We start from the raw sequence: 23027 nt of genomic DNA on the forward strand, positions 1-23027 counted from the left end.
GAGCTCGGCGTGTCGAACCAAGGACCGGATCAACCGTTATTCAGACAGTCCCACGCACCACCACCCATCACTTGTTCGGCGGCGAGTCCTTCACCGTCACCGACTCCGGCTCGTCGTAGGTGACTGTGATGTCCTGAAATCCCTTGTTGCGCTGCGCTTCTGCTTGTCCGGTGTAGGAGTTCTTGTCACCCTCGGTGAGCTCGACGTTGTCGGTGAACGGAGTCAACAACGCTCGGGGATGCAGGTGGTCGACTCGTACGGCGTTGATTTCGATGCACAGCACGATCAGCACCGACGAGACGTAGAGGAAGCCGAGCAGGCCGAGGACGATCGCGAAGATCCCGTTGCTGGCGCTGGCGTTGCCGACGACATAGCGAATGTAGATGCCGCCGAACGATTGCAGTGCCTGCCAGATCACCGCGGCGATCGCGGCACCGGGCAGAACTTCGCGCACACTCAGGGCGCGGGCGGTCCCGATTCGGAACGCGGCAGTGAAGACCACGGCGTTGACCACGACCGCTCCGACGAGTGCCAGTGCGCCGCCGGCGAATCCGAACACGCCCGAGGACGCGACGCCGTTGAGAACGGTCAGGCCGATGATGGCGGTGCCGACGGTACTGAGCAGCACCAGCCCGCGCAGCCGACCCTTGATCGGATCCGGTTGTTCGTTTCGCGGGACCGACCACGCGGTGTTCATTGCGTACTGAGCGGCCAGTGACACTCCCAATCCGCCGTACAGCGACCCCACCACGCCGATGACGATGGCGGTCGTTCCGCCGCTGAGCCGATCCGGCTGTCCGAGTTGATCACCGATGACCGGGATCTGGCTCATTGCCGAATCGATGATGCGGGTCTGCAGTTCCGGGTCCCCGGCCAGCACGATTCCCAGCACGGTGGTGAAGAGCAGCAGCAACGGGAACAACGACAGGAACGAGTAGTACGCGATGAGGGCCGCGAGGTAGCCGCCACGGTCGTCGAAAAATTTGTACAGCACTGCCAGCGGGAAACCCGCCGACGGATGCCTGCGCTGATAACTGTCCACCTTGGCGACCATCATCGGACGAATGTAACCACCGCAGGCACCACGGAAACGTCGACGGCACGTGTGACCCAGATCTCAGCACGCAAACGTGCGCTTTGGTCGACGGGCTCCGACTAAGTCTTCAGTACCAACCCGGCACGAGGAAAGGAACTCACATGAGCTTCATCGACAAGGCCAAGAACGCAGCAGAAGACGCCATCGGCAAGGCGAAGGAAGTTGTCGGCGACGCCACGAACAACAAGGACCTCGAGGCCGAGGGCAAGAAGGATCAGGGTTCGGCAGGCGTGAAGAAGGTCGGCGAGAACATCAAGGACACCTTCAAGTAAGTCGTACTTCGGTGAGGGCCGTCGATCAGGTGATCGGCGGCCCTCACGCTGTTCGACGAACAACCGTTTCGGCGGAAGCGTATAAAGTGCACAGCGCTGGCTCTCGAGCCGGCACGGGCGTCCAGCAGAAGGCGCAAGATCGTGGATCTCTCCGGCGAAGCGCGGCAGGGGTCCTATGCGAGAGGACCGTGTGAATGTCGCAATCATCGCCCGATGTGCAGCTTCCCGGATCGTCCCCTGCATCGTCACTCGCCGAATTCGCGCGGTCGTTGCGTGATACCCGCCGTTCGATGCCCGAGACGATGGCAGAGATCTTGCGCACCTCCATCCGGCTCATACCGGGTGCAACCGTCGGCTGCGTCACCACGGTCAGCAAAGGCGTCCGCACCGTGGTGGCATCCACCGACCCTTTGGCCGAAAAGCTGTGTCGACTGCAGTACGAGCTCGACGAGGGCCCGATTCCCACCGAGGTTCGCCACTTCGATGTCGTCGTCTCGGACGACCTCACGTCCGAGCCACGATGGCCGGAGTTCGCGGTTCTGGCCGTGAACGAGGGATTCAAATCCTTGGCGGCGTTTCAGCTCTACAGCAACGCCGACGACCTCGGTGCCTTGATCTTCTACAGTGACGAGCCGCGCGCCTTCGACGTCGACGCGGTCGAGATCGGGGAAGCCCTCGCAGCTCATGCCGCCATTGCCTTGCTCAGCGCCCGCGACAACGAGCAGTTCCGGACGGGCCTGGCCAGTCGCGACATCATCGGCCAAGCCAAGGGAATGATCATGGAACGCTACGATCTCGACGCGGTGCAGGCATTCGAGCTGCTGGCGAAGCTGTCGCAGCAGCAGAATCAGCCTCTGCACAAGGTGGCTCACGACTTGGTCGATACCGACCACCCGACCAATTCGACCTTCTGACGACCCCCAGGTTTCGATCTTTCGGTCACGAGGAAAGCAGTCGTTGGTATCGGCAGGCAACACGCGATACCCGCGGGCGGTTATGTCGTTGAGCCAACAGCGATCGACCGCTCGTCGCTAGTGCTCCGGCTGGCAGGTCGGACACCACCATGTTCGACGCTTGTCCGGATCTCCTGGTGTCTCCGCGACCACCCGAATCGACGTCCCACACCGCAGACACGGCTTTCCTGCCCGCCCTGCAACCCAGTGCGATCGACCCCGGCGAGTGTCCCCGGTGGTCACCTGCATCGCACCCGGAACCGTCGCCGAATGACGCATCGCTCGCTCGAGCAACGCGACCAACCTCTGCGCGTCGACATCACTCGACGGCGTCCACGGCCACAGGCCGCGCAGAAAACACAGCTCGTTGGCCCACAGATTTCCGGGACCGGCGATCACCCGCTGATCCAGCAAGGTCGCAACGATCGGCCGACTTCCCTGGGCCGCGATGTTGGCAACTCCGCGCTCGGCCTCGAACGTCGAGTGCAGCGGGTCCGGCCCGAGATGCGCGATCAGCGCGTTCATGTCCCTCGTGTATCCGTAGTCGACGACCGGCAGCAGAACTCCGTAGGCGGTCGGCCCGTCGACCACGGCAAGCCGGACGCGCACGTCGGGTCGGATGCGCTGCGGAATCGAACGACCGGCCCGCACCACCGTCCACGAACCGCTCATCCGCAGATGCGTGTGCAGCGTCGTGTCGTTCTCGAAATCGGTCAGCAGATGCTTGCCGTGTGTCCGATGCCCGACGACGGTTCGCCCGGCCAGGTTCTCGACTGCGTGCGCCGGCACCTGCAGCCTTCCGGCCCGCAGCGTTGCGCCGTCCAATGCTCGACGCAACCTTGCGGCCAATGCAAATACGGTGTCGCCTTCGGGCATGCTTCTGGGGTATCCCGCTCGGCACAACCGTAATCGCACGCTCGACCCCCTCGTGCGATGAGCGCCTCCGCCGACGCCGACATCACCGCGAAGCGACACCGGCCGGACGCGCCGGAAAGTCGTTGGACCTCGTCGACAGACCGTGAGCCCAGGGCGCGACCGACGACCGGAGAATTCCCGACGGCGTCGGCCGCAACACCGATTCGAGTTCGGCCAATGGAACCGGTGCCTCGACGAGGGATTCCCACGGATACTTCTCGCCGGTATCACGGAGGAAGGCAACGGCCTGGTGGAGGTGCCGCGGCTCGTAGTTGTGGATTCCGGTGATGGTCAGCCAGTTTCGGACCACCGCTTCGGGGTCGACGGTGATCGGTGCACCGGGCGCGACGGATCCGGCGAGCACGAGCCGCCCACCGACGTCGAGTCGCCCCGAGGCCGCCTGCACGGCCGAGGACGATCCGGAGAACTCGATCGCCACATCGGTCAGTGCACCGTCGTCCTCCACGGCCCCGAATGCACGGGATTGTTTCTGCCGCTGCAGGTCTCGGTCCAGGACCGACACCGCTCCGCCTCGCTCCCTGGCCGCCGCAGCGGCGGTCACCCCCAGCATCCCTGCCCCGACGATCAGTACTCGTCGACCGTCGATCGCACCGGCGGCGTCGAGGGCGGCCATCACCGTCGCCGTCGCACACGCTGCGGGCGCGGCGACGGCGTCGGGCATGGTGTCGGGAACTCGGACCACTGCGGTTCCGCGTGGGAGCACGATGTGTCGAGCATAGGAGCCGCTGAGAGCCCATGCGCTCTCGGCAGACTCGTGACCCACCTTGCGCACGGCCGAACATTTGGCCGTGAACCCGCGGACACATCGGGCGCACCGACCACAGCACACCGTGACCGACCAGACGACCCGATCCCCCACCTCGACAGCCGATACCGCATCGCCGACGGCAATCACGTGACCGACGGCCTCGTGCCCGAGCACCGACGGGCACGCACCGTGCCGTCGACCGGACACGGTGTGCAGGTCGCTCCCGCACACCGTGGCGAGATCGACGCGCACCAACACCTCACCCGATTCGAGAGCGGGAATCTCCATGTCCCGCAGTTCGATTCCACTCCCCGTCCAGACGGCGGCCTGTGTCAGACCAACAATGATCTGATCCATCCGGAGATCCTTTCCACGATGTACACGACGACGAAGATGACGAGAACGATCGCACCGGCGACGTCGAAGTTCAGAGTACGAATCGACTCGAAGAGCAGGAAGCCGATACCGCCTGCACCGACGATCCCCAGGATGGTCGAGGTGCGGATGTTCACGTCGAGCAGATACAGGCTCGAACCGACCATCGACGGAATAGCCTGAGGAACAACGGCACTCAGTGTCCGGTTCCACCAACCGCCACCGACCGACGCCGCCGCTTCGAGGGGACCGGGATCGATCTCCTCGATCGCGTCGGCGACGAGTTTGCCGAGGAATCCGACGGACCCGATGGCCAGTGCGCAGGTTCCCGCCACTGGGCCCAGTCCGAGTGCCGCGACGAATACGACAGCGAGGATGAGTTCGGGGACTGCGCGGACCAGCAGGATCCAGGATCTCGCGACCCAGTACACCGCGGGATGCGGAGTTGCGTTGCGCGCGGCCAGAAATCCGACGGGTATCGACAGAACGATACCGATGGCGGTGGCCACGACTCCGATGGCGACGGTCTGTACGGCGGCGTCGAACAGGTCCGCTCCCAGCGCGGAGAAGTCCGGTGGGACCATGCGCCCGAACACGTCGATCGACGGCCCGATCCACGTCAGAAGCGAGCGCGGATCCAATTCGAGCACCACGAACGACGCCACGACCGCGACGACGAGCACGGCCGACGCTCCGATGCGCATCAGTCGATCGCGCTGCGGGCCGGCCGCGGACGGCACCAGCAACATGCGGCGAAGAGCCATCGCCGCCAATTCCATCGCGGCGATGATCACCAGGATCACCAGCACGATGCCGAGAGCACGCGGGTAGATCAGGCCCCGCAGAGCGTCCTGCAGGGCGAACCCGATACCGCCTGCCCCGACGAAGCCGAGAACCACCGACATGCGCAGGTTGATGTCGATTCGATAGACGAAGGCTCCGATCCACGCCGGAACGACCTGCGGAACAACGGCATTGATCATCTCCCGGTAGTAGCCGGCACCGGCGGCACGGATCGCCTCTCGCGGTCCCACGTCGGTCTCTTCGATGGCGTCGGCGAACAGCTTGCCGAGCATGCCGATGGAATGCAGTGCGAGGGCGAGGATGCCGGGCAACACTCCGATCCCCAGCGCCCTGACGAACAGCACCGCGAACAGCAGATCCGGCATCGCCCGGCAGAACGTGATGACGGCGCGAGCAACGCTGTAGAGGACCGGATGCGGCGAGGTGTTGCGCGCCGCGAGAAACGCCAACGGTACCGAGACGATCGCTGCGAGCACGGTGCCCAGTACTGCCATGAGCAATGTGTCGAGTGCGAGGGAGACGATCCTCCCGGTGTCGTCCACGCGGGGCGGCAGCATCCGCTCGAGCAGGTTGCCGACGTCTTCGAGACCGTCGATCAGGGTCGTCGGCGCGAAGTCGATGTACCCCGCCGAGAGCACGGTCAGGACGAGCGCGGCGACGCCCAACGCCGGGAACAGCCATCGACGTCGCCGCGGATCGTTCTGTGCAGCAGTGTTCGTGGGCTTCGGTTCGACCGTGACGGTCATGTCGGTGCCACCGCGGTCATGTTTCCGGGATCGGGCGCGATCCGCTGATAGATCGGCATTATGTCCTCGCGTCGGAGACCGGCGGCCGGGCGATCGAGCACCACCCGACCGTCTCGCAGACCCACGAGCCGATGCGCCCAGCCGAGCGCAAGATCGACCTGATGCAGGGTGCACACCACGGTCAGCTTCTCCTCGCTGCACACCCGCTGCAGCAGATCCATCACCACGCCCGCGTTCTCGGGATCGAGCGAGGCGACGGGCTCGTCCGCGAGCACGATCCGCGGACGCTGCATCAGGGTGCGTGCGATCGCCACCCGTTGCTGTTGCCCGCCCGACAGCGTGTCGGCCCGTCGCTGCGCGAAGTCCGCCAACCCGACTCGGTCGAGGCAAGCCAGGGCTTCCTCCCGCATCGCTTTCGGATAGGTGAAGGCTCCGTAGCGCGGAAAGGACAGGCGACCGATGCCGCCCACGAGTACGTTCTCGAGACAGCTCAACCGACCGACGAGATTGAAGTGCTGGAAGATGAAACCGACATCGCGGCGAAGTTCGCGCACTCGGCGACGGTTCGCCAGATCGACGCGAGTGTCGAGGGCGGTGACGCTACCGGAGGTGACGGGCTGCAACCCGTTGATGCACCGCAGCAGCGTCGACTTCCCGGAGCCGGAAAGCCCGAGCAGTACCAACATCTCACTGTTGTGCACGTCGAGATTCACGTCCCTGAGCGCGGTGGTGGATCCGAATGTCTTGGTGACATTGCGAACGCTGACCACGACATCGCCCCGGTCCATCGGTGCGGACATCATCAGCCCTGGCACTTCTCGGAGCCGGTGACCTCGCATACGTGGCGCACGCCGTCGTAATCGCTGTCCTGCGCCGGCACGACGCCCCAGGCGTCCTCGTCGGTGATGCGGCATTCCTCGGCGCAGATGCCGTCCGCGACGAAGGCATCGGAGTTCATGCCCTCGCGGAAGACGTCCTCGAGCTTCGCGATGGCGTCGGCACCGAGATCGTTGTTGGCAGCGAAGAGCGAACCGGCGATCATCTCTGACTTCCACACTGTCTTCAGCTCGCCGGGTGCCAGCTCGCCGTTGTCGATCATCGTTCGGTCGACCATGGTGTCGAACGCGAAACCGGCATCGCAATCACCGGCTTTGACGGCCAAGGCCGAGGCGTCGTGTCCGCCCGCGTAGATCGGGGTCATTGCACTCGAGATGTCGGCCTCCGCACCGGAAGCGATGACATCGTCCTCGATGAGTCCCGCTGTCGGGTAGAGGAATCCGGAGGTCGAGCTGGGGTCGACGAAACAGACCTTCTTACCGGCGTAATCGGCGAGCCCGTCGACCGAGGCATTGTCCGAACGGGCGATTCCGTAGGACTGGTAGCCGGGCGGAGTTCCCTCGTCCTGAACGACGGCACCCAGAGGCGTCATGTCGGCCCCGTTGATTCCGGCGACCACGTAGGCGAACGGGCCGAAGAAGGCGAGGTCGACATTGCCCGCGATCAGGCCCTCGACCACACCCGCGTAGTCCGAGGCCTGGATGAACTCGACGGTTGCTCCGGTCTCGTTCTCGAGGCGCTCGATGACCGGGTCGTAGCTGGCCTTCAGGTCGGTCGAGTTCTCGGCGGGAATCGCAGCGAGCGTGATGGTTTCGGGGAATCCTTGCTCGGTGGTGGCTCCGTCGGAAGAACTGGAGCAACCGGCTGCAACGAGTGCGGCAGCCGAAAGCACGGCCGCGGCGGTCACAGCGCGACGGTGAGAGGTGGCGATCATGGCGGGGTGTCCGTTCGGTGAGGTTCGGGCGAGGATGGTGTTCACGGCAGAACGATGGGGGGAAGGTCGGCGACGCTGTCGAGTACATGGGTCGCACCGGCCTCGCGTAGTCGGTCGGCGGAGTGAGCTCCGGTGAGCACCCCGACCAGCAGCGCTGCGCCGGCCCGGCGACCGGACAGGATGTCGCTCGAGGTGTCGCCGACGACGGCGACCGCAGCGATGTCACTGACCTCGGCGAACAGCGCAGCCGACAGGACGAGATCCGGGTGGGGACGCCCACGGCCGGCCTCACCGGGTGCGAGGAACGCGTCGGGCAGATCCTGCCAGCCGAGGGTGTCGATGATGCGCTTCTGTGTCGGTGCCGAGAAACCTGTGGTCAGCACGACGCTGATCCCGGACTCGCGGAGCTTCGTGATGGCCTGCGCCGCACCGGGAACGGGCGCGATACCGTCGTCGATGCGGGCGTCGTAGGCCGACTCGAAGGCGCGGTTGGCGGCCTGGGCACGGTCCTCGGTTCCGAACAGCGCACGGAACACCTCGATCTTGGACTGACCCATCGTGTCCAGGACGTAGCGACGGGCGTCGTCGCGTTCGGGTCCCTCGGATGCGAGTCCGACGGCGGTGGCCGCGACGTCGAACGCGTCCAACACGAGTCCGTCGTCGGTGACGGTGGTTCCGGCCATGTCGAGGACGACGAGTTCGATGTCGGTGCTGGTGTTCGGGGTAGTGGAGTTCGGCATGAGAGAGAGACTGCCGTTTGGTATAGACCATTGCATGGAACTCGAGTGAACGACTCGTGAACGTCACGCAACAGTTAGGTCTAGACCAATTGGTGCTATGGTCGGCTCATGGTTGTGGACAGCGAACCCCGCGTGCTCAAGCACCAGATCGTGCGTAGAAGTCTCGACGACATGCTCGACGGCATGTCCGCAGGCGACGCATTTCCGTCCGAGCGCGATCTCGCCGACCGATACGACGTCTCTCGCGAGACCTTGCGTCAAGCCATTCGAGAACTGTTGGTGGCCGGTCGAATCGAACGTCGCGGACGCGCGACCGTCGTTGCCGAACCCAAAGTGGTATTACCGTTGGCGATCGGTTCCTACACCGAGGCAGCGCGGGAGAAGGGCATGAGCGCCACCCGAATTCTGGTCGGCTGGGACACGTTCCGAGCTGACGACGCCCTCGCGGATCTACTCGGAGTCGAGACCGGTTCGGAGGTGGTCCAACTCGAGCGCGTCTTCACCACCGGGGACGTCCGAGTGGGTCTCGAGACGACTCGCATCCCCGCGTACCGTATTCCGGGGCTGCAGGACAGTTTCGATCACAGAACGTCGCTGTATGCCGAATTACGAACGCGCGGAGTCGTCTTCGGACGAGTGGTCGACACCATCGAAACCGTCCTTCCCGACGCCCGAGAAGCTGCGCTTCTCACCGTCGACACCCGCACACCGATGTTTCTGCTCGGCCGCGTCTCCTACGACACGGACGGGGTTCCTATCGAACACCGACGGTCGCTCTACCGCGGAGACCGGATGACCTTCACCGCCGTCATGGATGCCTGACATGACCACAGGATATGACGTCGTGGTCGTCGGTGCCGGGATCGTCGGTCTCGCTCACGCCTATCACGCTCACCGACGCGGCCTGACGGTAGCGGTGGTCGATCATGCCGATCGGGTGGCAGGTGCATCGGTGCAGAACTTCGGACACGCCTGCATCACAGCGCAATCCGGTACTGCACTCGACTACGCTCGGGCCGGCCGCAGCCACTGGCTCGACCTCGCCCGTACGGCAGGTTTCTGGGCTGTCGAGTCCGGGACGCACTGCGTTGCCCGGCACGAGGACGAGTACGCAGTGCTCGAGCAGTTCGCCGAACTGCGGGGCAAGGAGCAGGTACGACTACTGGGCCGCACCGAGGTACTGGACCGACTCCCCATTGCCGACACCGACGTGGTGGGCGGCATGTATCTGCCGCTGGACGTCCAAGTGGACCCACGCGCCGCCGCCCCGGCCATCGCACGTTGGCTCGACAGCTCCGGGGTCGACTTCTTCTGGCGCACCGCCGCAACGTCGTTCGCCCCCGGCGTAGTCCACACCTCGCGCGGGGAACTGCGGGCCGGCACCACCTTCGTCACCGTCAACCACGACATCGATCGACTGTTTCCCGAGTACGCCGAACGCGACGCACTGGTGCGATGTCGGCTGCACATGCTGCGCGCCACGCTCCCCCTCCACGCACCACTACCCACCCCGCTGTTCACCGGTTGGTCGCTCCTCAGGTACTCGGGTTTCGAGAACCTGCCCGCCGTTGCCGACGTCGCTGCCCGCCTGCAGGCCGAGTATCCCGGCTACGTCGAGCTCGATCTGCACCAGATGTACACCCCACAACCGGACGGATCGATCCTGCTCGGCGACACGCACGTTCGTGAGATCACCGCGTCGCCGTTCCAGAGCGAGGAAGGATTCCAGGTGCTGCTCACCGAGGCCCGGTCGCTCTTCGGAGTCGACCGCATCGACGTCACCGAGCGATGGCAGGGAATCTACTGCTCGGCACCGGGTTCGGAGTTCCTGCTGGAGGAACCGGTGGACCGCGTGCACATCGCCACCGTTACCACCGGGATAGGCATGACGACCAGCATGGGCCTGGCGCTGGCCAACGTGGACAGAGCTCTGGCACCGGCCTGAGTGCACCTCGTGAACACCCAGGTGTCACGGTTACCCGAACAGACTCTGCCCCAGGTAGCCTTCGTCGACCACTCCCGGGAGTATCGCGAACACCGCAGAACCGATCGGGGTGGTCCATTGGTTCAACGCATCGAATTCGTCGAGTCGCTGCTGAATCGGCAGGAACTGGGTGAGCACGTCGCGCTGATAGCTCGCGAACAGTAAGCCGGTGTTCGACAACGATCCGGCAGCCGGTGGGTCGTCGTAGTTGTAGGCCCGCCGGAAGATTCGCTCGCCGTCGTGAACATGCCGTGCCCTCGCGATGTGCGAGGACGGTGGGATCACCGGAATTCCGAATCGATCGGTTGCGTCGAAATCGGCCTCGTCGAACTCGGCGGTTCCGGTCAACGGGGCACCGGTGTCCAGGGTTCGCCCCACCGATAATTCCCGGCCGGGTCGATCCAACTCGTCCCAGGTGTCCATCTCGATCCGGATGCGCCGCAACACCATCGACGTTCCGTGTTTCATCCAGGGCTGATCGCTCCCGTCGTCCCAGACCAGACCGTCGAAGTCGGTACTTCCGGCCTCCGGATTGACGGTGCCGTCGACCTGTCCCATCAGATTTCGCATCGTGGTGCCCGATTCCTCGGTACCGCGCGAACGCCGGAATCCGCGCTGTGTCCAGGCGATCGTCACCAACGAGCGCACGTTCTTGGTCAGTACCCGCACAGCGTGCGCAACGGTGACAGGATCGTCCGAGCACACCTGCAGCAACAGATCGCCGCCGGTGAATCCCGGTTCCAGGCGGTCGATTCCGAAGGCAGGAAGCGGTGCCAGCCACGACGGCCGCCGATCCGGCAGACCGATCGCATCGAACGCACTCGGACCGAGCCCGACGGTCACCGTCAGGCGGGCGGGCTCGAGCGCCAGTTCGGCTTCGGTATCGGCCAGTGCGGGTGCACCGGACGTCAACCGTCCGATGTCCTCCGTCCAGACCTTCAGGATCCCGATCAGCTCGTCGCGTCCGACGCGTTCCTGCATGTTCAACCCGACGAACATCGAGTGCGCTTGGGGCGGAACAGTATCGACACCGGCTTGATGGACGCCGCGCCACGGCACGGTCTCACTGCCGGTGGCCGTCTGCTCGGCTCGGTTGCCGACGATCCCGTAACCGGTCGCGGCTCCCACGCCCGCGACGCCGAGCGCGGCGACGCCTCCACCGAGGAGACGCCGCCGGCTCAGCGAGCGTGGTGACCGGTTCTCGTTGTCAGCCACCGTGTGCCGGCGCGGGGGTTGCCGACCCGTCCATGTCCATGGTGCCGGGCTCGTAATTCTCCTGGGCCCCGGAGAAGTCACGGACCTGCGCGGTGAACGTCGTGCTCGACGCATCCTCGAACTCGAGGGTGAATTCCGCGTCGGCTCCGGGGGTCAGCGGCGACGTGACGTCCATCAGCATCAGGTGATCGCCGCCCGCGGCGAGCACGTGCGTACCGCCCGCCGGGATGACGAAGCCTCCCTCCTTCGGCCGCATCACCATCGCCCCGTCCGCCCCGGTTGCCATCTCGTGCAATTCGATTCGGCTCGACGCCGGAGAGGAAGCCCCGACCACGTGCACATCGGAGTCGCCGGTGTTCTGCAGTTCGGCGAAGGCCGCCGTCATACCGGAGTCGGCGGCTTTGACCCATTGCTCGCGTACGACGACCGAATCGGACTCCGTCGCCGCGGCGGCCGGCTCGTTGCTCGAGCATCCGGTGAGGATCAGGCCGGTGACCGACAGTGCGGCCAACAGTGTGGAGGTACGACGGGTGAGATTCATGCGAGTTCGCTTTCATGTTGAGAAGCAGCGGAATTGGTGGTTCTGGTCCGTGCTCTACGAATCGAGCCGAGCACGACGTCGACGGCGAGGAAGGCCACCAGGCTCAGCCCGAGGAGTGGGACGAACCAGCCGACAGCGACAGCGACGACCACCAACGCGGCGACGGACATCGGTGAGATGCGGCGAATGCCGCCGCGCAGAGGTGGCCGCCCTGCTGTGAGGCCGCTTGCCTTGGTGGGGCGGCGTTTCCACCACATCATGTAGCCCCTGACGATGACCGATGCCAGCGCGACGGCGAGCGCAAGAAGCGCAAGCTGATTGGCGACCCCGAACAACGTGCCCATGTGCAGCTGAATACCCCAGGCCGACAGCTTGGCCGCGAGGGGCCAATCGGAGAAGAACACGGTGTCGATCACTGTGCCGGCGGCACCGTCGATCGAGATGGAGTCGTTCGACATCACCCAGGGCTGACGGGTTTCGGCGACGACGAACGCCGTGTCGGCCGATTGTGGAATGGACGCTTCCACGGCACCGTCTATTCCGTTGGCTCGGGCGATCCCCAGCACCGAGTCGATGCGTCCGACGTTGTCCTCCGTCGTCGATGCGTCGGCCGGCATCTCCATCGGATGCCCGCCGTGACCGGAGTGGTCACCCGCCGCGGCCGCGTCGGAGGAGCCGATCGTCTTGGTGACGGCGGGGGTGGTCCAGCTCAGTGCCGACCGCAGCTCGGTGACGTTCTCCCCGGCGTAGGTGGACCATGTCAATCCGGTGGCGGACAGGAAGATCAGACCGACGGCGATCCAGATACCAGCCACGCCATGCCAGTTCAAGGACCTGTTGCGGCCCTTCGACTTTCGATCGAAGGTCAACAGCCTGGCCTTGTCGCGATTGCGTCGATACCGCTCGAACCACAGGTACAGGCCGCCGAGCGCGATCACCCACAACCACGAGGCGGCGAGTTCGCTGTAGAGGCGACCTGGCTCCCCCAGGTGCAGATGGCGATGGAGTTCGGAGATCCAGGTGCGCAACGGTAGGGCGCTGGAGGAGCCGTACACCGCCAGCTCCCCCACGGACGTCGCGGTGGCGGGGTCGACGAAAACAGCCAGCCGCTGCGATTCGCCCAGGGTCGGGTCGGTGAACATCACCCGAGTGGTGTCGCCGGCCTCGGCTGCAGGGCGGACGGCGGCGACGGTGAGGTCTGGTCGTTCGGCCTGCGCTGCCCGAATCTGCTGGGCGACGGGGACGGCCGGACCGGTCGTGTCCACGTGGACGTAGTCGCGATACACGAGTTGTTCGATGGTGGGAGCCACGGCGTAGAGGCCGCCGCTGATGGTGGCGATCAGGATGAACGGTGCTACCAGGATGCCTGCGTAGAAGTGCAGACGCATGATCAGCGGCCGCCAGCTTCGTGGGCGCTGGGGAGGGGTGGGCGGCGATGAATCGGCGAGGCGTTCCAATTCCGGTGTGGACATGAGGACTCGTTTCGTGAAGGCATGTGTGGGTGCGCGCAGTGGTGCGCGAGAAGGCATCGCACAGACGGTCGGGCGTGCTCGAGGCAGCGCGGATCGCGCGATGTGAGGGCTCGTCGAACAGACAGCGACAGCTCGATACCCGACGCCTACGTACAGGGCGGGTGGGAGTGACGAGCTGCGGTCAGGTCCGAAGCGCAGGCGGTCCGCGGTTTCCGCAGCCCGACAGGTCGAGTAGACGAGGCGTTCCCGGGAGTCGGTAGACCGGAAGTTCAGGGGCGATGCGGGACTCGTCGACGACGAGAGCCGCCAACAGAGGCAGGGCCTCACGTAGCGAGGTCACTGCGCGCCGGATGCCGTGCTCCGCTCCGCGGATGGCCAGAGCGCCGACCAGGATGGCAACCACATGGGCCGCGAACATCTGCTGGGTGAGTATCGAACCGTGATGGTGACCGTCGACGGCGGTGAGCAACAGGTGTCCGACCGACTGCGCGGCAGTCAGGATCATCAGCAGCTGTGCGCGCGGTGCCGCCGGTGTCGGTGCCGCGGCGGTCGCGTAGCCGATCGCAGCGGAGACGACGGCCAACAGCACGATGGCCGCGTCGGATGGAGGCATTCCCCCACCGAAGGTGTGCGCTGCGACGGTGACCAGCGCCGACAGTCCGCCCACGGACGCACCGCGCAGGAGCGCGAATCCATCCGTTGACGCAGACATGGACGGGAGCTTACTACCGACTACACCGAGTAGTAGTCCAGGTACCGGAACGACGCCTCCGAACCCCTCGAGCCGGTCCGACGGTCTTTTTCCGGTTGGTTATCCTGATCACCGGTACTCGAACCATCAACGGTCGAGCCGCGAGATCGAGAGTGGACGCACATGGCAGAGAATTCGGACGCGGCCCAGGCTCGGGTGTTCGCCGACATGCTGACCGCCGAGATCGCAGCCGCGTCGAGTCGCGTCGAAGAGTCCGAGCAACTGGCGCGCAAGGCCTTGCGAGTAGGCGATTCCCGCAGCCATGTGTGGCACAGCGACGAAGCGCAGACCCAGAAGCAGGCACTCTACGAGCTGTATCGCCAGCTCGACGCGTTGCGCAACCGGTTTCCCACCGTGCAGCCGCGAATCTCCGGCTGACGGCGCACCCGTCGGTCGACTACCGGTCAGCCCTGCCGACGACGGCGACGATCAGCTCGGTCAATTCTGCCGTCGCCTCCTCTGGTCCCAGCACTTCGGATACCGCCGCGTGCGACAGCGCTTCCGCTGCACCGAAGATCGCGGTGATCGACGGCGCCGAGATCCCGCCGGAGCCGCTGAACGGCTCGAGAATCGACCGGCATCGATCGGAATACGCCCGTTCGGCCGATCGCTTGACCTGTTCGAGTTCGGGCGAGCCCTCCAATGCCGCCAGCACACCCGTCAGCTCACGCCCCTGTGCCAACGCGCAGCCCACGTACGAGTTGGCGATTGCGTGCGCGCGTCCGTTCAACGAGGTGGGCGCAGCGTGGAGGGATTCCTCGAGCATGACCGTTTGCCGGTCGTCGAATTCCGTGAACAGGGCGGCCAGGAGTTCCGCACGAGAGGCGAAGTGGCTGTACACCACGGGTTTTGCGACGCCGGCGTGTTCAGCGAGTCGGCCGAGCGTCAGAGCGTCGGCTCCTTCCGTCCGCACGAGAGCCCAGGAGACCTCCACCAACTGGTCGTATCGGTCGGAGCGAGACAGTCGCGTCCGGGCCATCGGGCACCTCCTTGCGCTATATACGAATAGTAACCTACTCTTGGTACATAGCCGCTTCTCCTCACCGAAGGAATCAGCCATGACCACACTCGTCGTAGTCTCCCATTCCGACCCCGACTCCCTGACCCACCACGTCGCTCGATCCGTGTCGGACGCGATCCGCACCGCAGGCGACACCGTCGAGACGGCCGATCTGGCGGCCGAGAACTTCGATCCTCGATTCGAGGACGCAGACCTGAAAGTTGTTCCGCGGCAACGGAACCACACCGGCGGACGTGCGTGCCGAACAGGAACGAATCGATCGCGCCGATCATCTGGTTCTGGTCTTCCCGATGTACTGGTGGTCGATGCCCGCGTTACTGAAAGGGTGGATCGATCGCGTCTTCGTCAGCGGATGGGCGTACGAATACAGCCCTGGAGTCGGGTTCGACAAGAAGTTGGACCGACTCACCGTCCACCTGGTTGCCCTTGCCGGCGACGATGCCGACAGCTTCGAGCGCCACGGCGTCGATGCCGCTTTCCGGACGCAGATCGAGCGAGGCATCATCGAATACTGCGGTGCAACAGTGGGATCGACGAACTTCCTGTACGAAACCGATACCAGGAGTCGCGAGGAACTCGATGCAGAGGTCGCCGATCTCGCTTCTGCCGTAGCCGGCCGGGTGGCCGACCGACAGAAGGCCCTCGCCTCCGGCTGATCAGATCTCGACGAGCTCGAGAGCGGCGACGGTTTGGGCCCCGAGCCGACCTCGAGTCCCGCGGCGACGGATCCGTTTCCCGTTGAGGCGCAACGCTTGTCGAAGTCGGAAAACCCGCCCCGGGAGATCAGGTGGGAGTGAGGCGGAAGATCGGGAATCGACGGCCCTCGGCGGTCTCGACGTATTTCGCGAATCCGGAGGAGGCGTCGAGAAACTTCTGCCAACTGTCGGCCCATTCGGCATCGGGGACTTCCGAGGCTTCCACTGCGACGGCCCGTACTTCCCCATCGTGGGGAACCTCGATGTCGACGCGAGGATGTGCGCGCAGATTGTGAACCCAGGCAGGGTCTTTGGGTGAACCTGCGGCCGAGCCGACGATCAACCAGCTGCCTTGCTGGGAAATTGCCATCAGCGGATTCAGCCGGATCTCGCCACTCTTGGCACCGATCGAGTGCACGACGACGAGGGAGTCGCCGAACCCAGCCGTGGACACGTGCCCACCGTGACTGCGGAACTCCTCGATGATCATCTCGTTGAAGTCGGCCATCCACCGATTATGTCGCGACAGCGTCGGTGCGGACCGGTTTCTCACCGACGGCTCAGCGGCGACGATTTCCATCACCGCCAACCAAAGGTTAGCCTGTGCTCATGCGCGCCTCGGCCGCGCTGCGCCGTCGGGTGATCCCCGGCGGCTCGTTGCTGTCGGAACCCGAAGGACATCCCACGTGCTCAACGTTCGTCGCCGCGCAGGCACTCTCGCCGCCGCTGCTGCCCTGGTCGGATCGCTCGTCGCGTGCGGAGCCTCCGAGGAGGTTCCCGACGCGGTCTCGGACACCACCGCAGGTGGGACCACCTACCCATTGACGATCGACAACTGCGGAGAGTCGGTGACCTTCGACTCGGCACCTCAGCGGGTGGTGTCGCTGGATCAGAACTCCACCGAAATTCTCCTCTCGCTCGGCGTGCAGGACCGCATGGTCCGCACCGCATCCTGGACCGATCCGGTCCGCGAGAACCTCGCCGACGCGAACGCCTCGGTTCCCCGACTGGCCGACAACGCCCCCACCTACGAGGTCGTGGGCGATACCGAACCCGATCTCGTCACTGCATCGTTCGGACGCCACTTCGAGCAAGGCGGCGTCGCTCAGCGGTCCCGCTTCTCCGAAACCGGTGCGGCCACGTATCTTTCACCCACCGACTGCGACGCCGGTCGCAGCGTCAACGGGGGCAACACCCGAACGACGCCGCTCACGATGGAGTCGCTGTACCAGGAAATCACCGAACTCGCGGCGATCTTCGACGTCAACGAGCGCGGTGCCGAGTTCGTCGACGAGCTGAAGTCCCGCATGGCCGACGCCACCGCGACCACTGCCGAATCGGATGTCTCCGTGGCATTCTGGTTCGCGGACACCAAGAGTCCGTACATCGCAGGCGGACGGGGATCGGCCGATCTACTCGCCAGAACGGTCGGCATGACGAACGTCTTCGCCGACACCGACGACGACTGGCCTGCCGTCGGCTGGGAGACCATGGTGGATCGGGATCCGACCGTCCTGGTACTGGGCGACCTGGCGCGCAACCGTTTTCCCGGTGACCTGCTCGCCGACAAGATCGCATTCCTCGAGTCCGACCCCGTCACCGGCACGATGGCCGCCGTCCGAGACAAGCGCTACATCTCCCTGCACGGTGCGGAGATGAACCCGTCGATCCGGGCCGTCGACGGCGTCGAGAAGGTGTCCGCCGGACTGCGCGACCTGGGACTGTCGTCCTGACCGCGACCATCACACCCCAGCGCACCGCCCAGCGATCGCAGACCTCCCGCCACCTCTGGCGTTGGGTGTTCGCCCTGCTGGGCGGGGTCGCGCTGTGCGTGGCGTCGATCCTCGTCGCCATCACCCTCGGGCCGGCGAACATCTCGCTGGTCAACGTCCGCGATGTGGTGCTCAACCATCTCGGCGTCACCGACGTGCCGGTGAAGGTGTCGAAGAATGCGATCGTCTGGGAGGAACGGCTGCCCCGGGCGCTCGTCGCCGCCGCCAGTGGCGTCGGGCTCGGTATCTGCGGCGTCATCATGCAGTCGCTCCTGCGTAATCCGCTGGCGGACCCGTTCGTGGTCGGTGTTCTCGGTGTCGGTGGTGCCGCACTCGGACTGTCCGGTGGTGCGTTCATCGGCGCGCTCGTCGCGTTCGGCCTTGTGCTCTTACTAGCCCGAATGTCCGGCAGCGGAAACGATCGCGTGATTCTCGCCGGTGTTTCAACCACTCAATTGTTCTCGGCCCTCACGTCTTTCGTGATCTTCGCGTTCGCCGACTCGGACGAGACGCGCGGCGTGATGTTCTGGCTGCTCGGTTCGTTCGAGGGTGTGCGATGGAACGACGTCGTACTGTGTGTGGCCGTGGCCGGCATCGGCGCGGTGGTGTGTTGTTACTACGCCTACGTGCTCGACGCGTTCGCGTTCGGAAACTCGGTGGCGTCCTCGCTCGGCTTCGACGTCAAGAAGGTCCGATTGGCTCTGCTCGTCGGCACCGCCCTGATCACCGCGACATTGGTCAGCGTCGCCGGTGCGATCGGTTTCGTCGGGCTCATCCTGCCGCATGCGGCTCGACTGCTCGTGGGGCCCAACCACAGTCGCCTGGTCCCGGCAACGGCTGTCATCGGCGCGATCTTCATGGTGTGGGTCGACGCCGTCTCCCGCGTCGCGTTTGCTCCGACCCCACTGCCGGTGGGCGTCGGGACAGCACTCGTCGGCGTTCCCGCCTTCATCGCAATCATGGCTCGCAAGAGAGGAATTCGATGACCCTGCACGCATCGAACGTGTCCTGGAAGCGCGGTGGCGTCCTGGTGGTCGACGGCGTGACCCTGCATCCGGGGCCCGGCCGCATGGTGGGACTGTTGGGCCCCAACGGTTCCGGTAAGTCCTCACTGCTGCACCTGATGGCCGGGGCCGCATCACCCACCGCCGGTGTCGTCGAACTCGACGGTGCGGAGCTCGGTTCGCTCAAGCGCAGACACATCGCCCGCGCGGTCGCAGTCGTGGGTCAGCACGCCCACACGGACGTCGATGTGACGGTCGGAGACGTCGTGCGTCTGGGACGCATCCCGCATCGCGGGGCTTTCGGTGGAAGCGACCTGGACGACGACGCCGTGGACGATGCACTCGCGCAGACCGGACTCACCGACAAAGCGGATCGATTGTGGCGCACGCTCTCCGGTGGTGAGCAGCAGCGGGCGCACATCGCTCGCGCACTCGCCCAACAGCCCCGCGAGATGTTGCTGGACGAACCCACCAACCATCTCGATATCCACCACCAACTCGAGCTGTTGGCCCTCGTTGCGCGCCTGCCGATCACCAGCGTCGTTGCGCTCCACGACCTGAACCTGGCGGCGATGTTCTGCGACGAGGTCCTGGTGCTCCAGGACGGCAGGGTCGTCGCAGGCGGCACACCTGCGGACGTGCTGACCGAGGAACTCATCGCCGAGGTGTACCGAGTGCGGGCGCGCGTGTCCGTGGACGGCGACGACGGACGGGTGCACATCCGTTTCGATGCGGCGGCCGGGTACGAGACCTTCGCAAGGAAGCAGGACCCCGGCGTGGCCGCAGCATCTCGCCCCTGAACGGCATCGGACAGCAGAGTCCCAGGGGATTGGGTGCCACGATTCGTGGTACCCCTGAACCATGAGTGAATCCACCAGACCGGGCGTACCGTCCACGGGCCTGCCCGCATTCGGGTTCGAGACGACTTTCGCCGACGAGGTTCCTGGACTGACAGTGCCGTGGCAGGGCACCCACGCGCCGGATCCTCGGGTGTTGATTCTCGACGATGAACTCGCTCGGTCACTCGCGCTCGACCCGGCGTCGCTGCGCACGGCCGAGGCAGCCGGTGTGCTGTCCGGGTCGATTCCTCCGGCCGAATCCGCCACTGTGGCGATGGCGTACGCGGGTCATCAGTTCGGCAATTTCGTTCCACTGTTGGGGGACGGCCGAGCACTGCTGCTCGGCGAGCTGCGCGATGATCGGGGTCGTCGAGTCGATCTGCATCTCAAGGGGTCCGGCGCTACCCCGTTCTCGCGTGGCGGCGACGGGAGAGCGGTAGTGGGAGCCATGCTGCGCGAGTACCTCATCAGCGCAGCGATGCACGCGTTGCACATTCCCACCACACGTTCGCTCGCCGTCGTCACCACCGGTGAACAGGTGGTGCGAGAAGGAGGTCCGCAACCCGGCGCAGTGCTTGCCAGGGTTGCATCGAGCCATCTGCGGGTGGGTACCTTCGAGTTCGCGGCCAGGCGCGAGGGGCTCACGCAGCCCCTCGTCGACTACGCGATAGCCCGCCACTACCCGGCACTGCTCGGGCTGCCGGTCGAGGAACGGTGTCTCGCCTTCTTCGAGGCTGTCGTCGAAGCCCAGGCATCGCTTGTCGCGCAGTGGATGTCGGTCGGATTCGTGCACGGTGTCATGAACACCGACAACACGACGATCTCCGGGGAGACCATCGACTACGGACCGTGTGCATTTCTCGACTCCTACGATCCGGCTACGGTGTTCAGCTCCATCGACCACGGCGGACGCTATGCCTACGGCAATCAACCCGCAGTGCTCGGGTGGAATCTGGCCAGATTCGGCGAAACACTACTGCCCCTGGTCGATTCGACGCCCGATACCGCCATCACGGCTCTCACCGCGGTCCTGGACACGTACGGGGATCGCTACCGACAGCACTACTCTGTCGCGATGGCCGCCAAACTCGGCCTCGGAGACGACGCAGTGGACGCGGCGCTCGTCGACGACCTGCACCGGTTGCTCACCGACCACCGCGCCGACTGGACCTTGACCTTCCGTGCCCTCGCCGAGAACCTGCGCGGAGACTCGTCGCCCTTCGACTCCCTCGTTCCACCGGACGCGTCCGCGGAGTGGCTCGAGCGTTGGCGGACAGCGGTTTCGGCACGGGGACAGGATTTTTCATCGATCGCCGACGGGATGGATCGCGTCAACCCCGCCTACATTCCCCGCAACCATCTGGTCGACGCCGCACTCCGGGCCGCGACCGAGGGTGATCTCGGGCCTTTCGAGCGTCTGCTCGACGTCGTCACGTCACCGTTCGACCACCGCGAGGACCGGTCGGACTTCGCTCTGCCTGCGCCCGAGAACTTCAGTGCCGGATTTCAGACCTTCTGCGGTACCTGACGATGTGACGGGCAGCGCGATCAGGCAGGCGCAGCGAAGAATTCGAGGGCGATGTCGTCGGGGTCACGGAACGAGATTCCAGACCCGTAGTGTGCGTGCTTGATTCCGCTGTGCGCGATGCCGAGTCCGTCGAGCGTCGATACCCATGCCGCCAAATCGTCCTGTGTGCAGCCGAACGCGATGTGGTCCACACCCGTTCTCTTCTCGTCGAAGGCACCGGAGACCTGAGCTTCGCCGTGGGTGTGCAATCCGAAAAGCATGCCGCCGTCGAGCGCGAACACGGTGTGGTGATAGTTGCCGGATTCTTCGTCCTCGTCGAGTACGGGGGGCGCGTCGAACAGTCGTGAGTACCACTCGGTGCTGGCGGCAAGATCGGATACGGTCACGGCCACGTGGGAGAGGCCGGGGAATTGCGACATGCGCTGGTCCTTTCGTCGTCCCCGTCCACGTTAGGCACCGACGTCTGCGTGCCACCCGAGATCAGCGCAATACTGCCCGTTCGGCGGGGTTGTGTTCACGACGTCCGCTTCTGTTCGGCTCTGATCAGGCCGCCGCCGACGATCAGTCGTTGAATCTCGCTGGTCCCCTCGTACAACCGAAGCAGCCGAACATCACGGTAGATGCGCTCCACCGGAACCTCACGCATATACCCTGCACCACCGTGAATCTGAACGGCCAGATCGGCGACCTGGCCGACCATCTCGGTGCAGAACAACTTCACCGCGGACGGCGCGATACGGCGATCGGTCTCCTGCACCCACGCCCGCGCCGCCTCACGCACCATCGCCCGGCCCGCCATGACACCCACCTGTTGATCGGCGATCATCGCCTGCACCAACTGGAAGTTACCGATAGGCTCCCCGCCCTGAGAGGACGACGCGGCATGAGCCACCGACTCGTCCAAGGCACGCTGCGCCTGACCGACGGCCAACGCCGCAATATGCACCCGCCCCCGCGCCAACGACGTCATCGCCGCCTTGTACCCGATATCGATCATCGGTCGTTCCGCAGGCTCCACTCCTGCGTCGCCGTTGCCGCCCACCAACGCATCGGCCTCGACGCGCACGTCGGTGAAGTTCACGTCGGCAGTGCCCGAGCCCTGCTGCCCCATCTTCGCGTCCTTGACGCCCACCTCGATCCCGGCGGTGTCGGAAGGGACCAGGAATACTGCAATACCGTTGCCGCTCTGCGGTTTCGGGTCCAGTTTGGCGAAGACGACGAACATGTTCGCGATCGGCGCATTGGTGATGTAGCGCTTGCTGCCGTTGATCACCCAACCCGAGCCGTCGACTTTCGCGGTGGTCCGTAGCCCCGCCGGATTCGACCCGGCCCCGTCCTCGGTCAGCGCGAAGGACGCGACGATGTCGCCGGTTGCCATGCCCGGCAGCCACGTCGCCTTCTGGTCCTCGGTACCGAACCCCACGAGCACCTGCCCGGCGATCCCGTTGTTGGTGCCGAACATCGATCGCAACGACAATGAGGTGTAACCGAGTTCCATGGCCACCTCGACGTCCTGAATCAGATTCAGGCCCACACCGCCCCACTGCTGCGGAATCGCGTAGCCGAACAGACCCATCTCCGCGGCCTGCTGTCGCAGATCGTCCGGAATCGAATCGTTGTTCATGATCTCCAGTTCACGAGGAACCACACGTGATCGCACGAACTGGGAGATCTGCTTCAACACGTCCGCGAAGACGTCGTCCGGTACATCGGGATTCAGCGTGTCCATGGAACCACTATCCCCCCATGGGTGGATCGATTCAT

The 23027-nt window shown here is 65.1% G+C and carries 25 protein-coding genes and 1 pseudogene; 11 read left to right on the forward strand and 15 right to left on the reverse strand.

The window, feature by feature from the left end; genetic code table 11:
• Positions 1 to 67: 67 nt before the first annotated feature.
• The gene (locus QM590_RS20930; protein WP_411741372.1) at positions 68 to 1057 is read right to left on the reverse strand and encodes a YihY/virulence factor BrkB family protein; all 990 of its coding nucleotides are present in this window, start codon (positions 1055 to 1057) and stop codon (positions 68 to 70) included.
• Between the two features lie 140 nt (positions 1058 to 1197).
• On the opposite strand from QM590_RS20930, the gene QM590_RS20935 reads away from it, so the two are divergent.
• Together QM590_RS20935 and QM590_RS20940 are read left to right on the forward strand one after the other, a co-directional pair.
• Positions 1198 to 1368 (forward strand): CsbD family protein, encoded by a 171-nt coding sequence (locus QM590_RS20935; protein WP_027495724.1) that lies wholly within the window; start codon positions 1198 to 1200, stop codon positions 1366 to 1368.
• Between the two features lie 194 nt (positions 1369 to 1562).
• A complete protein-coding gene (locus tag QM590_RS20940; protein ID WP_149404926.1) occupies positions 1563 to 2282 on the forward strand; it encodes a GAF and ANTAR domain-containing protein in 720 nt (239 codons plus the stop codon).
• A 117-nt stretch (positions 2283 to 2399) separates the two neighbouring features.
• On the opposite strand, the gene QM590_RS20945 is transcribed toward QM590_RS20940, so the two are convergent.
• From QM590_RS20945 to QM590_RS20970, 6 genes are all read right to left on the reverse strand, one after another.
• Positions 2400 to 3197, reverse strand: coding sequence for a DNA-formamidopyrimidine glycosylase family protein (locus QM590_RS20945; protein WP_269596257.1), 798 nt, complete (start codon positions 3195 to 3197; stop codon positions 2400 to 2402).
• An 82-nt stretch (positions 3198 to 3279) separates the two neighbouring features.
• Complete coding sequence (locus QM590_RS20950; RefSeq protein ID WP_269596258.1) at positions 3280 to 4362, reverse strand: zinc-binding dehydrogenase; 1083 nt, start codon at positions 4360 to 4362, stop codon at positions 3280 to 3282.
• The gene (gene phnE / locus QM590_RS20955) at positions 4338 to 5930 is read right to left on the reverse strand and encodes a phosphonate ABC transporter, permease protein PhnE (RefSeq protein ID WP_269596259.1); all 1593 of its coding nucleotides are present in this window, start codon (positions 5928 to 5930) and stop codon (positions 4338 to 4340) included. Before phnE ends, QM590_RS20950 begins: the two co-directional genes overlap by 25 nt.
• A complete protein-coding gene (phnC, locus tag QM590_RS20960) occupies positions 5927 to 6733 on the reverse strand; it encodes a phosphonate ABC transporter ATP-binding protein (protein ID WP_269596260.1) in 807 nt (268 codons plus the stop codon). The genes phnE and phnC overlap by 4 nt, the downstream gene beginning before the upstream one ends.
• A complete protein-coding gene (locus tag QM590_RS20965; protein WP_269596297.1) occupies positions 6733 to 7701 on the reverse strand; it encodes a phosphate/phosphite/phosphonate ABC transporter substrate-binding protein in 969 nt (322 codons plus the stop codon). Before QM590_RS20965 ends, phnC begins: the two co-directional genes overlap by 1 nt.
• Before the next feature lie 41 nt (positions 7702 to 7742).
• Entirely contained in the window at positions 7743 to 8441 is a 699-nt protein-coding gene (locus QM590_RS20970; RefSeq protein WP_269596261.1) for a phosphonatase-like hydrolase, read from the reverse strand.
• 108 nt (positions 8442 to 8549) lie between these two features.
• Between QM590_RS20970 and QM590_RS20975 the strand changes: the two genes are divergently transcribed.
• Together QM590_RS20975 and QM590_RS20980 are read left to right on the forward strand one after the other, a co-directional pair.
• Positions 8550 to 9263, forward strand: coding sequence for a GntR family transcriptional regulator (locus QM590_RS20975; protein WP_269596262.1), 714 nt, complete (start codon positions 8550 to 8552; stop codon positions 9261 to 9263).
• Complete coding sequence (locus QM590_RS20980; RefSeq protein WP_411741371.1) at positions 9256 to 10386, forward strand: TIGR03364 family FAD-dependent oxidoreductase; 1131 nt, start codon at positions 9256 to 9258, stop codon at positions 10384 to 10386. Before QM590_RS20975 ends, QM590_RS20980 begins: the two co-directional genes overlap by 8 nt.
• A 30-nt stretch (positions 10387 to 10416) precedes the next feature.
• On the opposite strand, the gene QM590_RS20985 is transcribed toward QM590_RS20980, so the two are convergent.
• The 4 genes from QM590_RS20985 to QM590_RS21000 all read right to left on the reverse strand — a co-directional run bounded on the left by QM590_RS20985 (position 10417) and on the right by QM590_RS21000 (position 14365).
• Positions 10417 to 11640 carry a Dyp-type peroxidase gene (locus tag QM590_RS20985; protein WP_269596264.1) on the reverse strand — a complete coding sequence of 408 codons (1224 nt, stop codon included), beginning with the start codon at positions 11638 to 11640 and terminating at the stop codon, positions 10417 to 10419.
• Positions 11633 to 12181, reverse strand: coding sequence for a copper chaperone PCu(A)C (locus QM590_RS20990; RefSeq protein WP_269596265.1), 549 nt, complete (start codon positions 12179 to 12181; stop codon positions 11633 to 11635). The genes QM590_RS20985 and QM590_RS20990 overlap by 8 nt, the downstream gene beginning before the upstream one ends.
• Positions 12178 to 13653 carry a PepSY-associated TM helix domain-containing protein gene (locus QM590_RS20995; RefSeq protein WP_269596266.1) on the reverse strand — a complete coding sequence of 492 codons (1476 nt, stop codon included), beginning with the start codon at positions 13651 to 13653 and terminating at the stop codon, positions 12178 to 12180. Before QM590_RS20995 ends, QM590_RS20990 begins: the two co-directional genes overlap by 4 nt.
• 181 nt (positions 13654 to 13834) lie before the next feature.
• Complete coding sequence (locus QM590_RS21000) at positions 13835 to 14365, reverse strand: hypothetical protein (RefSeq protein WP_269596267.1); 531 nt, start codon at positions 14363 to 14365, stop codon at positions 13835 to 13837.
• A gap of 162 nt (positions 14366 to 14527) precedes the next feature.
• On the opposite strand from QM590_RS21000, the gene QM590_RS21005 reads away from it, so the two are divergent.
• On the forward strand, positions 14528 to 14782 hold the full coding sequence (locus tag QM590_RS21005) for a hypothetical protein (RefSeq protein WP_269596268.1): 255 nt from the start codon (positions 14528 to 14530) through the stop codon (positions 14780 to 14782).
• Positions 14783 to 14801: 19 nt separating this feature from the next.
• Here the strand turns inward: QM590_RS21005 and QM590_RS21010 are convergent, their stop codons facing one another.
• Positions 14802 to 15383, reverse strand: coding sequence for a TetR/AcrR family transcriptional regulator (locus QM590_RS21010; RefSeq protein ID WP_269596269.1), 582 nt, complete (start codon positions 15381 to 15383; stop codon positions 14802 to 14804).
• A 79-nt stretch (positions 15384 to 15462) separates the two neighbouring features.
• Here QM590_RS21010 and QM590_RS21015 point away from each other — a divergent pair.
• Both QM590_RS21015 and QM590_RS21020 read left to right on the forward strand, forming a co-directional pair.
• Positions 15463 to 15579, forward strand: a pseudogene (locus QM590_RS21015) (flavodoxin family protein); the annotation flags it as partial.
• A 79-nt stretch (positions 15580 to 15658) separates the two neighbouring features.
• Positions 15659 to 16081, forward strand: a complete 423-nt coding sequence (locus tag QM590_RS21020) for an NAD(P)H-dependent oxidoreductase (RefSeq protein ID WP_269596270.1) — start codon at positions 15659 to 15661, stop codon at positions 16079 to 16081.
• Between the two features lie 127 nt (positions 16082 to 16208).
• Here QM590_RS21020 and QM590_RS21025 read toward each other — a convergent pair whose 3' ends face one another.
• Positions 16209 to 16628 carry a nitroreductase/quinone reductase family protein gene (locus tag QM590_RS21025; protein ID WP_269596271.1) on the reverse strand — a complete coding sequence of 140 codons (420 nt, stop codon included), beginning with the start codon at positions 16626 to 16628 and terminating at the stop codon, positions 16209 to 16211.
• Positions 16629 to 16806: 178 nt separating this feature from the next.
• On the opposite strand from QM590_RS21025, the gene QM590_RS21030 reads away from it, so the two are divergent.
• From QM590_RS21030 to QM590_RS21045, 4 genes are all read left to right on the forward strand, one after another.
• The gene (locus QM590_RS21030) at positions 16807 to 17853 is read left to right on the forward strand and encodes an ABC transporter substrate-binding protein (RefSeq protein ID WP_269596272.1); all 1047 of its coding nucleotides are present in this window, start codon (positions 16807 to 16809) and stop codon (positions 17851 to 17853) included.
• Positions 17854 to 17918: 65 nt separating this feature from the next.
• On the forward strand, positions 17919 to 18878 hold the full coding sequence (locus tag QM590_RS21035) for a FecCD family ABC transporter permease (protein ID WP_411741370.1): 960 nt from the start codon (positions 17919 to 17921) through the stop codon (positions 18876 to 18878).
• Complete coding sequence (locus tag QM590_RS21040; protein WP_269596273.1) at positions 18875 to 19696, forward strand: ABC transporter ATP-binding protein; 822 nt, start codon at positions 18875 to 18877, stop codon at positions 19694 to 19696. The genes QM590_RS21035 and QM590_RS21040 overlap by 4 nt, the downstream gene beginning before the upstream one ends.
• Before the next feature lie 61 nt (positions 19697 to 19757).
• Entirely contained in the window at positions 19758 to 21263 is a 1506-nt protein-coding gene (locus QM590_RS21045) for a protein adenylyltransferase SelO (RefSeq protein WP_269596274.1), read from the forward strand.
• A gap of 20 nt (positions 21264 to 21283) precedes the next feature.
• On the opposite strand, the gene QM590_RS21050 is transcribed toward QM590_RS21045, so the two are convergent.
• Positions 21284 to 21682 (reverse strand): VOC family protein, encoded by a 399-nt coding sequence (locus QM590_RS21050; protein WP_269596275.1) that lies wholly within the window; start codon positions 21680 to 21682, stop codon positions 21284 to 21286.
• 95 nt (positions 21683 to 21777) lie between these two features.
• Positions 21778 to 22992 carry an acyl-CoA dehydrogenase family protein gene (locus tag QM590_RS21055; RefSeq protein ID WP_269596276.1) on the reverse strand — a complete coding sequence of 405 codons (1215 nt, stop codon included), beginning with the start codon at positions 22990 to 22992 and terminating at the stop codon, positions 21778 to 21780.
• Between the last annotated feature and the right edge of the window lie 35 nt (positions 22993 to 23027).

It is taken from the genome of Rhodococcus sp. IEGM 1372, from assembly GCF_030056835.1.
GTDB lineage: Bacteria > Actinomycetota > Actinomycetes > Mycobacteriales > Mycobacteriaceae > Rhodococcoides.

Coding starts and splice junctions, on each gene's coding strand:
- QM590_RS20930 (WP_411741372.1), bottom strand. CDS start 1,057: ATGATGGTCGCCAAGGTGGACAGTTATCAGCGCAGGCATCCGTCGGCG.
- QM590_RS20935 (WP_027495724.1), top strand. CDS start 1,198: ATGAGCTTCATCGACAAGGCCAAGAACGCAGCAGAAGACGCCATCGGC.
- QM590_RS20940 (WP_149404926.1), top strand. CDS start 1,563: ATGTCGCAATCATCGCCCGATGTGCAGCTTCCCGGATCGTCCCCTGCA.
- QM590_RS20945 (WP_269596257.1), bottom strand. CDS start 3,197: ATGCCCGAAGGCGACACCGTATTTGCATTGGCCGCAAGGTTGCGTCGA.
- QM590_RS20950 (WP_269596258.1), bottom strand. CDS start 4,362: ATGGATCAGATCATTGTTGGTCTGACACAGGCCGCCGTCTGGACGGGG.
- phnE (WP_269596259.1), bottom strand. CDS start 5,930: ATGACCGTCACGGTCGAACCGAAGCCCACGAACACTGCTGCACAGAAC.
- phnC (WP_269596260.1), bottom strand. CDS start 6,733: ATGATGTCCGCACCGATGGACCGGGGCGATGTCGTGGTCAGCGTTCGC.
- QM590_RS20965 (WP_269596297.1), bottom strand. CDS start 7,701: ATGATCGCCACCTCTCACCGTCGCGCTGTGACCGCCGCGGCCGTGCTT.
- QM590_RS20970 (WP_269596261.1), bottom strand. CDS start 8,441: ATGCCGAACTCCACTACCCCGAACACCAGCACCGACATCGAACTCGTC.
- QM590_RS20975 (WP_269596262.1), top strand. CDS start 8,550: ATGGTTGTGGACAGCGAACCCCGCGTGCTCAAGCACCAGATCGTGCGT.
- QM590_RS20980 (WP_411741371.1), top strand. CDS start 9,256: ATGCCTGACATGACCACAGGATATGACGTCGTGGTCGTCGGTGCCGGG.
- QM590_RS20990 (WP_269596265.1), bottom strand. CDS start 12,181: ATGAATCTCACCCGTCGTACCTCCACACTGTTGGCCGCACTGTCGGTC.
- QM590_RS20995 (WP_269596266.1), bottom strand. CDS start 13,653: ATGTCCACACCGGAATTGGAACGCCTCGCCGATTCATCGCCGCCCACC.
- QM590_RS21000 (WP_269596267.1), bottom strand. CDS start 14,365: ATGTCTGCGTCAACGGATGGATTCGCGCTCCTGCGCGGTGCGTCCGTG.
- QM590_RS21005 (WP_269596268.1), top strand. CDS start 14,528: ATGGCAGAGAATTCGGACGCGGCCCAGGCTCGGGTGTTCGCCGACATG.
- QM590_RS21010 (WP_269596269.1), bottom strand. CDS start 15,383: ATGGCCCGGACGCGACTGTCTCGCTCCGACCGATACGACCAGTTGGTG.
- QM590_RS21025 (WP_269596271.1), bottom strand. CDS start 16,628: ATGGCCGACTTCAACGAGATGATCATCGAGGAGTTCCGCAGTCACGGT.
- QM590_RS21040 (WP_269596273.1), top strand. CDS start 18,875: ATGACCCTGCACGCATCGAACGTGTCCTGGAAGCGCGGTGGCGTCCTG.
- QM590_RS21045 (WP_269596274.1), top strand. CDS start 19,758: ATGAGTGAATCCACCAGACCGGGCGTACCGTCCACGGGCCTGCCCGCA.
- QM590_RS21050 (WP_269596275.1), bottom strand. CDS start 21,682: ATGTCGCAATTCCCCGGCCTCTCCCACGTGGCCGTGACCGTATCCGAT.
- QM590_RS21055 (WP_269596276.1), bottom strand. CDS start 22,992: ATGGACACGCTGAATCCCGATGTACCGGACGACGTCTTCGCGGACGTG.